12 protein-coding genes are annotated in these 13,817 nt (G+C 38.4%); 1 reads left to right on the top strand and 11 read right to left on the bottom strand.

Annotated features, from left to right (window positions below; genetic code table 11):
• Window positions 1–269: 269 nt before the first annotated feature.
• From SAY88_RS06410 to SAY88_RS06425, 4 genes are all read right to left on the bottom strand, one after another.
• Window positions 270–2,258, bottom strand: a complete 1,989-nt coding sequence (locus tag SAY88_RS06410) for an electron transport protein (protein ID WP_332630315.1) — start codon at window positions 2,256–2,258, stop codon at window positions 270–272.
• 154 nt (window positions 2,259–2,412) lie between these two features.
• Window positions 2,413–3,645, bottom strand: a complete 1,233-nt coding sequence (locus SAY88_RS06415) for a peptidoglycan recognition protein family protein (RefSeq protein WP_332630316.1) — start codon at window positions 3,643–3,645, stop codon at window positions 2,413–2,415.
• Between the two features lie 113 nt (window positions 3,646–3,758).
• Window positions 3,759–4,211, bottom strand: coding sequence for a redoxin domain-containing protein (locus SAY88_RS06420; RefSeq protein ID WP_332630318.1), 453 nt, complete (start codon window positions 4,209–4,211; stop codon window positions 3,759–3,761).
• 134 nt (window positions 4,212–4,345) lie between these two features.
• Complete coding sequence (locus SAY88_RS06425; protein ID WP_332630319.1) at window positions 4,346–4,897, bottom strand: peroxiredoxin; 552 nt, start codon at window positions 4,895–4,897, stop codon at window positions 4,346–4,348.
• A gap of 356 nt (window positions 4,898–5,253) precedes the next feature.
• Between SAY88_RS06425 and SAY88_RS06430 the strand changes: the two genes are divergently transcribed.
• On the top strand, window positions 5,254–6,093 hold the full coding sequence (locus SAY88_RS06430; RefSeq protein ID WP_332630320.1) for a mechanosensitive ion channel family protein: 840 nt from the start codon (window positions 5,254–5,256) through the stop codon (window positions 6,091–6,093).
• Between the two features lie 45 nt (window positions 6,094–6,138).
• On the opposite strand, the gene SAY88_RS06435 is transcribed toward SAY88_RS06430, so the two are convergent.
• The 7 genes from SAY88_RS06435 to aceB all read right to left on the bottom strand — a co-directional run bounded on the left by SAY88_RS06435 (window position 6,139) and on the right by aceB (window position 13,811).
• Complete coding sequence (locus SAY88_RS06435; protein WP_332630322.1) at window positions 6,139–6,390, bottom strand: YkuS family protein; 252 nt, start codon at window positions 6,388–6,390, stop codon at window positions 6,139–6,141.
• Between the two features lie 155 nt (window positions 6,391–6,545).
• Window positions 6,546–7,667, bottom strand: a complete 1,122-nt coding sequence (locus tag SAY88_RS06440) for an N-acetyldiaminopimelate deacetylase (protein WP_332630323.1) — start codon at window positions 7,665–7,667, stop codon at window positions 6,546–6,548.
• Complete coding sequence (locus SAY88_RS06445) at window positions 7,654–8,877, bottom strand: aspartate aminotransferase family protein (protein WP_332630324.1); 1,224 nt, start codon at window positions 8,875–8,877, stop codon at window positions 7,654–7,656. The genes SAY88_RS06440 and SAY88_RS06445 overlap by 14 nt, the downstream gene beginning before the upstream one ends.
• An 84-nt stretch (window positions 8,878–8,961) precedes the next feature.
• A complete protein-coding gene (gene dapD, locus SAY88_RS06450; RefSeq protein ID WP_332630325.1) occupies window positions 8,962–9,684 on the bottom strand; it encodes a 2,3,4,5-tetrahydropyridine-2,6-dicarboxylate N-acetyltransferase in 723 nt (240 codons plus the stop codon).
• 96 nt (window positions 9,685–9,780) lie between these two features.
• Complete coding sequence (locus tag SAY88_RS06455; RefSeq protein ID WP_332630327.1) at window positions 9,781–10,677, bottom strand: AEC family transporter; 897 nt, start codon at window positions 10,675–10,677, stop codon at window positions 9,781–9,783.
• Between the two features lie 239 nt (window positions 10,678–10,916).
• Window positions 10,917–12,200 carry an isocitrate lyase gene (gene aceA, locus SAY88_RS06460; RefSeq protein WP_332630513.1) on the bottom strand — a complete coding sequence of 428 codons (1,284 nt, stop codon included), beginning with the start codon at window positions 12,198–12,200 and terminating at the stop codon, window positions 10,917–10,919.
• A gap of 39 nt (window positions 12,201–12,239) precedes the next feature.
• Window positions 12,240–13,811 (bottom strand): malate synthase A, encoded by a 1,572-nt coding sequence (aceB, locus tag SAY88_RS06465; protein ID WP_332630515.1) that lies wholly within the window; start codon window positions 13,809–13,811, stop codon window positions 12,240–12,242.
• Window positions 13,812–13,817: the final 6 nt, after the last annotated feature.

Consider the following 13,817-nt stretch of genomic DNA (forward strand, 5'->3'; position numbering starts at 1 on the left):
TTCTTAAATCTTAGAGAATGAAATAAAGTCAAAATAGAAACCCCACTTTAAAAAAGTGGGGTTTCTCGACAATCTGAGCGGATGACTAATTAGTCATCCGCTTTTTCTTGCATGAAATCACTATCAATTTCATACTGTTTAAGGTAGAAGGAGAAGACTATCCCCTAAATCAGGAAGGAGCTCCTTTCGCTATATTTAACGAAAGGAGAAATCCGCTGCTTAAATTACTAAAAACAGTTTATAGCGACACTATTATTTCGAGTATCCCCCTACTCCTTCTCTGCTTGTTTTTCTTTTTCTAAATCAATCGACAATAAATACTGAATTAGCGCATCCTGTTCTTCAACTGAAAAGCCATTTTGTGCATCTACCCAATGCTTGTGCCCTTCACCAGTTGAATGAGCATCCTGCAAACGTTTTGACGCTTTGTTGACTTCAACTACTTTTTCACGTAATTCGCGATCGACAAGCGCTAATAAGCTGTTATACGCATCTGGCATTACCCCTTTTTCTAACGTACCAGGAATACCTAATTGTGACACTTTGTCCTTGCCAACAGCTACACCTCCATCATGTAAATATGGTGGAGAAAACTTTAGCCCAACTAAACTTTTCACCTTATATCCACCTTCATTTCCCTGAGCAAGCGTCAATTTTACCTGATCCATATCTAGGTGATTTGTTGGGATTTTCACTCTTTCTGCATCTTCCGGTATCGGAATTGGCGTATCTAACGGGTAAAACCATGGTTCTTTTAGTAATTTGACTGAATCTTTAAATGCTTTGGCACGTGAAGGTTCTGCTCCGACGACATTATTTGGAATGATTCGATTATTAGTACGCGCAGTTCCTGCATGACAACTTATACAACCTGCACGATCAAACACTTCTCTACCAGATGCTTCCGTTACCGTATACGTTGGTAAATCCGATGGCGGCTTTAATGCATTTTGATAGGCAGAAATAGCATTTAACTCCTCTAAGACTGTATGCCCTTCTGAACCTATTACTGTGCCATTCGGGGTGAAAAGAGAAATATTTGGATAGGTCGGCGGCCGTATCATGTCATTAAAACCATAAACCGTTCTATTATGATCGACTCTTGCTAGTAAATCACTAGGTTTTTCTTCTAAAGAGTTATGATAACGATAGTTTGAATTTGGAGCATTTTGCAGGAGGACCCCAATATAACGTTCTTTCTCGACATCAAATAACTCGTCGCTTTGATCTGCTTGAGCTAAGAGGTCTGAGTTTTGAGCATGAACATTATTATTTAGTGCCGTTAACCCTTTAAATGGACCAATAGAAGCAAAGCCATTCCAACCATATGGATGATCTCCTAATGTAAATGAATCAGGTATCTGTGATGGATTATTTTCTAAGTCCATTGTTGAATCAAAATTCCCTCTTGGCCATGTCAACAACGCCTTGTCCACTTCATCTTCTAATTTCTCGGCATCTGGCAAAGCAACATAGTTTTCCTGCCCTAACTCTTTCTCCTTCATCCAATCTTGATGATTAATAAAAGACTTGATCTTTTCTGCATCCACATCTGTATTTGTAAAGTAGGCTGTAGAATTTGTAGCAAGCGCCATCAGTAACCCTGCGTTAAAATCTGCATTTGGAGCCCCTTCGATAACCTTTCCTGTATCACGGTCTACAGTTGCATGACAAGCCGCACAAGAAATCCCCGCTTTTAAACGACCTTCACTAAATTTAATCGGCATCCCAAGCGGTCCAAAAGCTCCTTTAGGCACATCTAAACCCGTTTCAATCATTTGACCTTTTTTAAATGTTTGACCTCCAATTACAGCATCTTCAGCTAGTTCTACTATTAAATTATCCGTCCCTTCTCCTCTCGCTTTTAGGACTGCTTTCCCAATATTAATCACAGATAACGGTCCATCCAATATTCCTAATACATCCGTTATAAATTCTTCATTATTAAACGTTTCTTCGTAAAATAAATCACGACCTTCCTGAACAAACTCTTCATCTACTCTGACTGCACCATTATGTAACGAAAGCATATTTCTACCTTCGTTGGAGCTTAATAGTTTATTTGCTTCATCCGTTGACACAGACACTCCCCAAACATCATAACCATACACATCGTTCATTTCATGCTCAATTGGATGATTCAATGAGAGTTCACCAGAAGGATTGACTGCATAACCTGGTTCGAAATAATTCAGTCCCATGTATACAACAACAAAAACTGCGGCAATAGTTAAGCCAATAAAAAAACGACGTCTCATATATATCCTCCTTGTAAGAAATTCACTCTTCTTACTATGAGACTTCAAGACATGTCCTATTCAATTCGGCCAGAGGAAAATAGTTTTAAAAGCGAAACCACATTAGATGTTCACGAAAAAAGAGAACAGCAAATAGCCATTCTCTCTGAAGGAATTAACCAAATAATCTTCGCCACGTCTGTGGGCCTACAATCCCATCGACCGTTATCGCTTCTCTCCTTTGAAAGCTCCGAACGGCCTGTGCTGTCATCGGACCATATATTCCATCAGTTGTAATTCCTAGCGCCTCCTGTACTTGTTTCACATCAGACCCTCGTAAAAATGGTGTTTGAACAGATAAGAGGCGTTGGTAACTTACTCCATAGGATTGTTCAACACGGTCTAGGGCACGCCAAGTTTGAGGCCCTACGATTCCATCAACTGTAATTCTTTCACTACGTTGAAATTGCCTAACCCTTTCTTCCGTTTCTGGTCCAAAGATTCCATCAACAGTAGCTCCAACTTTTTGTTGAACCTCTTGGACATCTCTCCCTCTCATCATCGGTTGAATAAATCGGAGCATTCTCCTTGTTTCACTACGATACATTTCTTCACGCTCATCCGGTTCATCTGTTGGAGAAGCATGTTCAGGTGGCTTATTCGTAGATTCAAAATCACGAAGAGCAACCCGAGTTTGTGGTCCCACAATTCCATCAACTGTAATTGAAGCTGTTCTTTGAAACCTCATTACTGCATCTGCTGTTTGTCGTCCGAAAATCCCATCAATTGGTCCTGGATGAAATCCAAGCTCTTCCAATCGTTCTTGAAGCGCTCGAATATCATCACCTTGGTCACCACGAGAAAGAATAGAACGCTGTCTAACCCCAGCAACATACGTAGGCGACTGTGCAGGTCTACTTGATAGGGTAGCACCTTCTTCACGCAACCAATTTCTGAAGCATTGCATACTAATAGATGGACAAGGCTTCCATGAATATCCTGGAAATTCAATATGCCCCCAAACATTATCAACGGGAATATTCAATTCATCCATTAAATACCTAGTTAAATTTAATGTCGCTCGTCTTTGGACATCAGGTAACGATTGGTTTCTAAAATCTCCTACCATGCAAATTCCTACTGCATGGCTATTGCTATTTCCGACGTGATAACTTACAACTTCTAAGTCATGACAACGACTAATTGAACCATCTCTATCAACAACATAATGATAGCCTATTCCTGGCCAACCTAATTCGTTTACATGATAGCGGGCAAAAGCTTCTGCACTGCCAGAAGTTGTCGCACTATGATGGATAGCAATGTTTCGAATCGCACTTCTTGCTCTTCTCCGATATGATCTTGAACGATTAGACGCAAGTGCATTTCGCTTATCAATTATGTTCATGAAATCACCTCGTTGTATATATATGAAGAAATGAACCAAAGTGATGTAGATGAAACAAAAAAGAAGGTGTTTAACGAGCACTAGCCCGTTAAACACCTCGAGAACCTTGATCTTTATTCTTTTATACCTAATACACGATTTACTCGCTTTGTCAGCATTTTCATGCCGCCTCCACCTGCTTGAAAATGGCGAAGTTGGCCTTCTTCATCAAATACATAATATGCAGGAACATATTCGTTTTCGAATGCATCTGTAAGTTTGTGCTCATTATCTACGAAAATTGGTTGAGTAATGCCATGTTCTTCTGCTACCTTTTTAATTTCTTCTAAATTTAAATCCTTCTCAGAACGAGGCATATGGACAGCAATTACATTTAACTGATCTCTATACAAATCACGAAACTCATTTACGTTTGGCATCGCTTCTTTACATAAACCGCAACTAATTGACCAGAAGTGAAAAAGCGTTGGCTTATTACCTACTAATTCATCTTTCGTCACTTCACCATTCAACCAAGCTGAAGCTCCTTGTAGCTCCGGCATCTGAGATCTTAACTTTAACGCCATAATAAAACCTCCTTTTTTTTGCAACATATGGGATAAAAAAAAGCCTAACATGACTGGAGGGCACTGAAAAAGGTTGATTTGTACCTTTTCAGTGCCTTCAACATGACTGCTAGACCTCTTGAAAATATCTCTTCTTACACATTAAGAGTTTCTTGACCTGGCTTCCAGTTTGCAGGGCAAAGGCCACCAGTTTGTAGGGCTTGAAGTACACGAAGTGTTTCGTCTACATCACGGCCAATGTTGTTATGGTTAACAACAGAGTACATTAACTCACCTTCAGGGCTGATGATGAATAGTCCACGAAGAGCTACACCCTCTTCTTCAATAAGAACTCCATACTCACGAGAAACAACGTGATTTGTATCTGCAGCAAGTGGATATTTTAACTCACCAAGACCATTTTCATCACGAGCTGTGTTGATCCATGCTTTATGAGTGTGAACTGTGTCAGTTGATACTCCGATCACTTCTGCATCTAAGTCTTCGAACTCATCGTAACGATCACTTAAAGAAGTTATTTCAGTTGGACAAACGAAAGTGAAGTCCATTGGGTAGAAATAAAGAACTGTCCACTTATCGTTTTTCATGTTTTCTTCAAGGCTAACCTTTGCAAATTCTTTGTTTGGCATAACTGCATCCATTTCAAAACGCGGTGCTTGCTTTGCTACCATACGCTTGTCTGTCATATGTAAAACCTCCAATTTAAAAATAAATTCTATACAGCCGTCATTATAAAAGAAGATTTAACACTAGTCAATATTAATTAATAATAAATATAAATTAATATGTTATCTTCTATTACATTAGCACCAATTGTAGTATACCCATGGTTGGAGCTAATAAACGACCATTTCAAAATAAATTATACCAGTCCTTTCCACGTAATGCGACAAATATGCTTATCATTCTCAGTAAAGTTCTTTCACTTTACTGAGAGAAGTAATTTTTTATGCTAATATTAATATTCACCTATCAAAATGTTTGAATGTATAACTGAACGGGAATAGTTTTGATAGAGTTAGTAAATTACAGGAGTGATTAGATGCAACAATGGCTTAACCAACTTACAGAAGGGTCATTCTTTGTAGGTTTGGTCACAATCGTCGGTCAAATGGTATTGGCTATCTTAGCTTTTTTGATCGCGCGTTCAATTGGGAAAAGAATTATTCAAGGTGGATTCTCAAAAATGGAATCGCAAAAAGGAATGTCCGCCCCCCGCGTAAAAACACTTGAGAAGCTTTCAGTGAATGCATTTTCATATGTACTCATATTCGTATTTATTACGATTATTATAAGTATTTTTGGACTTGACGCAACTGGTTTAATTGCTGGGGCCGGTGTCGTCGGACTAGCAATCGGTTTTGGCGCACAAGGTCTAGTAAGTGATGTTGTCACAGGCTTTTTCATACTCTTAGAAAGACAAATCGATGTGGGAGATTATGTTACTGCTAGTGGAATTGATGGCATTGTTGAAGAAGTTGGCTTACGAAATGTTCAGATAAGAGGCTTTGATGGTACATTGCATTACATACCAAATAGAGGGATAACAAATATCAGCAATCATTCGCGTGGTAACATGAGAGCTCTTGTTGATATGAGTATTTCATATGATGATAACATTGATAAAGCAATGGCTGTTTTACAAGCTGCTTGCGATAAAATTGCAACAGAAGATGAAACGATTAAAGAAGGACCTAATGTCGTTGGTGTTCAAGGCCTTGGGGATTCAGATGTCGTCATTAGAGTTATTGCAAAAACTGAAAATATGGAGCAATGGGCTGTTGAAAGAAAACTACGGAAAGCATTAAAAGAAGCACTTGATGCTAATAACATTGAAATTCCATTTCCGCATCAAGTCTATATTGAAAAGAAAGAACAATAACAATAATACAAAAAGGAGGCTGATGTACATCAGCCTCCTTTTGTATTATTGTTGATGACCTAGTTTTTGTTCAACTTGTTGACATACTTCTTGTGCTGACATTCCATGCGCATTAATAACAGAACCTTTAATCGCTGCATCTTGAACACCCATTACATTTTGATCTTGCCCTGTAATGACACAGCAGTCACAACCTTGTGCATCTTGTTCCTGCTTTAATTGAATAACATCATAACCCATTGATTGTAATTCTTGTTGTACAGCTGTAAGCGATTGCTCGACACCAATTTTTGGCATGTTACGTACCTCCACTAATTAAAAATTTAATTCATTTCAATAATTAAACTCCCCAAAAATATGGTAACTATGCATGAAATATCAAAACTTACACTTTTAAAAAAGAGGCTATCTAAAAAGTCCGTTCTTTCACCTTTTTAGACAGCCTTCCTTATTTACTTAGCTAAATAGTCAACAATTGTTTGAACCGCAAAGCCAATGGCGTTCTCATTTGGTTCTAGTCGCGCATCATGAAGCCCATACTTACTATCAACACCGAGCCAAAACATAAAGCCAGGAATCTCTTCTAAGAAGTAACCAAAATCTTCTCCAGTCATTGCCTCATCACATATAACAAGGTTAACCGATTCCTGACCTTTCAAATATTCAATAAAATCCTTTGTAACACTTTCCTCATTATAAACTTGACAATAATTAGCTCCATAATCTATGGAAATGGAACAATCAAAGCCGGTCTCCATCCCTTTTGTAAGATCTTCAATTCGTTTTTTTATTAACTTCATAGTCTCGATTGAACGTGTTCGAATCGTTCCTTCAATCACAGCCGTATCAGCAATAATATTTTGTTTAGTCCCACCCTTAATAACTCCAATTGTCACAACACCAGCATCTAATGGATTAACATTTCTAGATACAATCGTTTGTAATTGAGTTACAAGATGACTTGCTGCAACGACCATATCGTTAGCAGTATGAGGGTATGCTGCATGTCCACCTTTTCCTTTTAACGTTATAAATAACTCAGACGTATTTGCAAATAACAAGCCTGTCTTGATTGCGATGGTACCAACCGGATACTCAGGAGCAATATGAAGAGCCATAATCTTATCAGGTTTCCATTCAATTAACTCTGGTGATTCGAGCATAGGCTTAGCACCACCTGGCCCTTCTTCAGCAGGTTGAAAAATAAACACTTGATTATATTTTGGTTGTTGATGTGCAAAATACGATAACACCCCCAAGGCAATCGTCATGTGTAGGTCGTGACCGCATGCATGCATTGCTCCTTCATGTGTTGAGCGAAAATCCGTATAAGACGTTTGTTCAACAATTGGCAACCCGTCAATATCTGCACGATATCCAATAGTTTTAGAAGAATCTAATCCTTTTACATGAACTAATATTCCTGTTTTCCATTTTTTTATCGTTAACAGCTCTTGGGGGAATTGAGCAATCTGACCTAATAGGTATTGTTGTGTTTTCACTTCTTCGTAACCAAATTCTGGGATTCGGTGTAAGTCACGCCGTATTTTTGTGAGTTGCTCAACTGATAACATTAGAGTCCACCTTCAATACATTTTGTAGCTTTTCTTCAAATGCCTTAATAAATAAAACTACCTCTTCACTAGTCAGTGTTAACGGTGGCAATAATCGAATGATTGTTTGTTGGGTCACATCCACCATTAGTCCTTCTTCAAGTAACTGACGTTGAATCTCTTTAACTGATGAAGCCTCAAGGTTCATGACAATACCAAGCATCATGCCTTTGCCACGGACACTAGAGATTACACTTGGAAACTGCTCTTGTAATTTTGTGACTGATTCATGTAGCTCTGAAGCAACACGATTTCCTTCCTCAAGCTGACCTTTTTCCATCAATACATCAATAACTGCATTCCCTAATGCAGCACTTAATGGAGATGGTCCAAAGGTTGTGCCATGATCACCAGGTTTAAATAAGTGAGCATAACGCTCTGCAACAATAATCCCCCCAAGCGGAAGGCCTCCGCCAATCCCTTTTGCAAAAAGAATGACGTCAGGTTCAATCCCCGCATGTTGGTACGCAAAAAATGTTCCAGTACGACCAACTCCTGTTTGGATTTCGTCCATACAACAAAGAACACCGTATTCCTTACAAAGGCTTGAGATCTCTTGTAAGTATTCTTTTTCAAGTGTAACAATACCACCAGATCCTAAGATTGGTTCAACAATTATAGCAGCTGGTTTATTTACCTCAAATATTTCTTTTAATGCATTAACATTATGAGGCTCCACCTCATATACAGGTGTATCTGTTACAGGGAAGTCTTGGTAAACTCCTTCTTGCCTCGTTAACTTTAAAGCCCCTAGGGTTCTTCCGTGAAAACTCTTTTTTAGGACAACGACTCCATTACGTTCTTCCTTTTGATCTTTTGACCACTTATGAACAAACTTTAATGCAGCCTCTGTTGCTTCAGCCCCAGAATTCGCAAAGAATACTTTTCCCTTAATTGAATTTGCAAGCATCTTCTCAGCAAGAGTAATCGCTGGTTTGTTATAAAAATAATTTGATATGTGAAGAAATTTAGATGCTTGACTCGTAAGAGCTTTCGTAATTTCAGGATGAGAGTGGCCTAATATATTAACTGCCAAACCTGTAAATAAATCTAAATATTTCTTACCATCTTCATCATATAGATAGTTCCCCTCTCCACGATTAATCACAATCGGTAAGCGTCCATATGTAGACATCATCACTTCTTTGTCACGTTCCATCCAGTTTGACAAAAAAAACTCCCCTTTCACTCTAAGTATGGAAAGAGCTTTGCCGAAAGGATAAATCCCTAACAACAAAGCTGCTTGTCCACTTACTTATCTATCTTCATTTAAACGACGAAGTTCTTGCTTAATTTCTGTCTTTCCTTTTGTCTTTTCATCAATTTCTTTAATAACACGTGCTGGTGTACCAGCTACTACTGTATTAGGAGGAACATCTTCAGTTACAATTGCACCAGCAGCTACAACAGCACCTTTCCCTACAGTTACACCTTCTAGAATGACGCAATTCGCTCCAACGACTACATCGTCTTCAACTACTACTGGCTTTGCAGAAGGCGGCTCGATTACTCCAGCTAGTACAGAACCTGCACCAATGTGACAGTTCTTTCCTACTGTTGCTCGACCTCCTAATACAGCGTTCATATCAATCATCGTTCCTTCCCCAATGACAGAACCGATATTAATACTAGCACCCATCATAATAACCGCATTGTTCCCAATCTCAACTTGATCTCGGATGATAGCACCAGGCTCAATGCGCGCTTGAATTCCTTTCATATCAAGAAGCGGTATAGCAGAGTTACGGCGGTCGTTTTCAACAACATAGTCTTCAATTTTCGCTTCATTTTCTTTTAATGCCGGCTCAATATCACTCCACTCACCAAAAAGCACCCCTACAGAGCCTGTAATAAACGCTTTTGTATCAGCTCCAAAGTTTAAGCCCTCTAACTCACCTTTAATATGTACTTTAACTGGAGTTTTCTTTTCACTTTTAGAGATAAATTGAATAATCTCATTTGCATCCATCATATTCATGTTTCGTCCTCCTACCTTTCTAAAACAATCTCTTCATTATGATAAAGATTTCACCGAAAAAAAGCAATGGAAAAAGCCTGTTTTTCGACATTGTTTTCATCCTAGTATAACTAACAACAATGTAATGGTTATGACACTGAGAATTGTAGAAACTAACGTTACACTAGAGACAAGTCTAGGATGTGCATCAAATTGAACAGCATACATGACAATTGTCGCTGCTGATGGCATAGCCGAAGAAACAATTAACACTTTCGCCATTGTTGGATCCATAGGGAGCAATAACGTAATACCAAACCCAATAGCTGGAGAAATAAGCAGTCTAACAATAGTAGAATAAGTTACTTTTCCCCATTCAAATCCCCCCCATTGAATTCTAGCTAATTGCATCCCTAATATAATCATCACTGTTGGAATGGCTGCTTCTGCTATGATATCAACTGTTACAAGGACATTGTCTGGCAAAGACACATTAAATATTTTTAAGAAAAGGCCAATAACCACAGCATATGTTGCCGGCATTTTAAATACTTCTTTGAGTGCAACCCCAAACCCAGCCTTGCCTCTAGCAGCATAATAAACACCGAAACAATTCATTACAATGGATTGTAAGACAAGAAACATAACGGCATACGCAAATGCCTCTTCACCATAAGCAAATAATATAATAGGCGCACCGTAGTTTCCTGCATTCATAAAAGCAGTTGACAGGATCAAACCACTTTCCATTGATTGATTGTATCTCATTATTTTTACGTAGATTTTATTAATGACTATTAAACTGAATAGTAGGATAATAGAAAAAATAACCATATATAGTGATTGAACATCTAATTCTGAACTATAAAATGTTCGAAATACTAAACAAGGTGTCATGATAAATATAGCAACCGTTGATACCGGTTTTATATCAGTTTTCTTCCATTTCTGTACTATGAATCCAATTATAAATACAAAAAAAACAGGCAAAACCACTTGAATGAAAATATCCATTTGAATCCTCTCCAACTCACATGTCTATCATTATGTATATCGTTAATTATACGCCTCTGTTGTTTAAAATGGATAGGTCAAATGAAATATTTCCCCGGTAAGAAATTGAATAAAGATACAAAGAAAGAGTTAATACGACAATAAATTGACTGTATTACACAAAAATAAAAACTAAAACCTGTAATATAACAGACTCTGCATAAAAAAATGCAGAGTCTGTTATATTTAACTTATATCTCTTACTTTTGGAATTGCGCTTCCTCTGTCGATCCTTTTAAAGCCGTCGTCGATGACGTACCTCCCGAAACAACTTGAGAAATTTCATCAAAATACCCAGTTCCTACTTCGCGCTGATGTCTTGTTGCTGTATACCCTTTTTGTTCGCTCGCAAATTCTGCTTGTTGCAATTCAGAGTAAGCACCCATACCACGCTTTTTATATCCATGAGCGAGTTCAAACATACTATGATTAAGTGCATGGAAGCCTGCAAGTGTTACAAATTGAAATTTATAACCCATTTTTCCTAACTCAACTTGATACGTTTCAATCGTTTCTTTATCTAGATTTGCTTCCCAATTAAATGAAGGCGAACAATTGTAAGCAAGCATTTTACCAGGAAATTGTGCATGAATAGCATCTGCAAACTGTTTCGCTTCTTCTAACGACGGTTTTGATGTTTCGCACCAAATTAAATCAGCATACGGGGCATAAGCAAGACCTCTTGCAATTGCTTGATCAATTCCTGCATTTGTTCGATAAAATCCTTCAGGTGTACGTTCCCCCGTAATAAATCGTTGATCAGCTGGATCAATATCACTAGTGATTAAATCAGCTGCATCTGCATCCGTCCTAGCAACAATAATCGTTGGCACTCCACTTACATCAGCCGCAAGTCGTGCTGCTGTTAAATTACGAATAGCTGTCTGTGTTGGAATAAGGACTTTCCCTCCAAGATGACCACATTTTTTTTCTGAGGCGAGTTGATCTTCAAAGTGAACTCCTGCTGCTCCTGCTTCAATCATCCCTTTCATTAATTCAAATACATTCAGTTGCCCACCAAAGCCAGCTTCTGCGTCTGCTACAATTGGAGCAAAATAATCAATATTTCCTTTCCCCTCCATGTGTTGAATTTGATCAGCCCGCTGCAATGCTTGATTGATCCGCTTCACAACACTTGGAACACTATTAGCTGGGTATAGACTTTGATCTGGATACATTTGTCCAGCAAGATTCGCATCAGCAGCTACCTGCCACCCACTTAAATAGATAGCTTTTAAACCTGCCTTTACTTGTTGAACAGCTTGATTACCAGTTAGTGCACCTAGGGCGTTCACGTAATCCTCTTCCTTTAATAACTTCCATAGCTTCTCAGCACCTCTTCTAGCAAGTGTATGCTCAACTTGAACAGAGCCCCTTAAACGAACAACATCTTCAGCTGAATAAGGTCTTTCAATCCCATTCCATCTTAGATCTTCTCCCCATTTTTTCTCCAACTGTCTTACTTCCATTTGTCTAGATTCCATATGCATACTCATTTCCATCTCTCCCTATCTTTATTTTTATTATTTGTTTAGTAGTTGATAACCAGGCAGCGTTAAAAACTCTTCAAATTCATCATTTTCAATTAACTTAGTAAATAAATTTGCAGCTTCGTCAAATCTTCCCCGCTCCCACCTCTCTTCTCCTAGTTCAACACGTAATATTTCTAACTCCTCCTCTTGAATACATTTAACAAGTTCTAAAGTGATATCGGATCCATTATCAAGTACCCCTTTTGGATGTCTAATCCACTGCCATACTTGTGCACGGGAAATTTCGGCTGTTGCTGCATCCTCCATTAAATTTCGAATTGGAACCGCACCATTCCCATTCAACCAAGATTCGATATATTGAATTCCTACACTAATGTTCATACGAAGACCTTCTTCTGTTATTGACCCACTAGGTACTTCAATTAATTCCATTGAACTAACTTTTACATCTTCTCTCTTTTTATCAATTTGGTTAGGTGTTGGCATATAGTGATTGAACACTTCTTTTGCTACTGGTACAAGAGCTGGATGTGCTACCCATGTACCATCATGCCCATCACGTACCTCTCTCTCTTTATCTATGCGCACCTTTTCAAACGCTTCTCTATTTTTTTCTTCATCATTTTTTACAGGAATTTGCGCAGCCATCCCTCCAATAGCCGGCGCTTCTCTCTTGTGACAAGTTTTAATCGTTAAAAGCGAATATGCTCTCATAAATGGAGTCGTCATTGTTACTTGACTACGATCTGGAAGTACTACATCAGGATGATTTCTAAAACGCTTTAAATAGCTAAATATATAATCCCAACGTCCACAATTTAATCCTGCTGAATGATCTTTTAATTCAAATAATATTTCGTCCATTTCGAAAGACGCTAAGATCGTTTCAATTAAGACAGTTGCTTTAATCGTCCCTTTTGGAATAGCTAATTGCTTTTGAGCGTAGATAAACACATCATTCCATAACCTAGCTTCAAGGTGACTTTCCATTTTGGGTAAATAAAAATAAGGTCCAGTCCCTCTACTTATTAACTCCTTAGCATTGTGAAACATATATAAACCAAAATCAACAAGGCTTGCAGAAACTGGCTGACCATCTAATAATAGATGTTTTTCTTCTAGATGCCAGCCGCGCGGTCTTACAACCAAGGTTGCGGTATTCTCATTTAACTGATAGCTTTTACCTGTTTTCGTATTTTCATAATAAATCGTTCTTCTAATTGCATCACGGAGATTCACTTGCCCTTGTATTGTATTTTCCCAAGTTGGGGCATTAGCGTCTTCAAAATCAGCCATAAAAACATGCGCACCTGAATTTAATGCATTAATAACCATTTTACGTTCAACTGGACCCGTAATCTCAACCCGACGATCTTGTAAATCTTTTGGAAGTGGAGCAATCGTCCATTCACTTTCTCTAATATGCTTAGTAGAGTCTAGAAACGTGGGCAAAATTCCTTGATCCAATTCCTCTTGTCGCACTTGCCTCCGATGTAAAAGTTTCTCACGTCGCCCGTTGAATGTTCTGCATAGCCCTTCAACAAATGCTAAAGCCTCGGTCGTTAAAATTTCATGACAACTTTGGTCTACTAGACCAACCACTTGTAA

The sequence above is a fragment of the Halalkalibacter flavus genome (assembly GCF_036663575.1).
GTDB classification, from domain to species: Bacteria; Bacillota; Bacilli; order Bacillales; family Bacillaceae_D; genus Halalkalibacter; species Halalkalibacter flavus.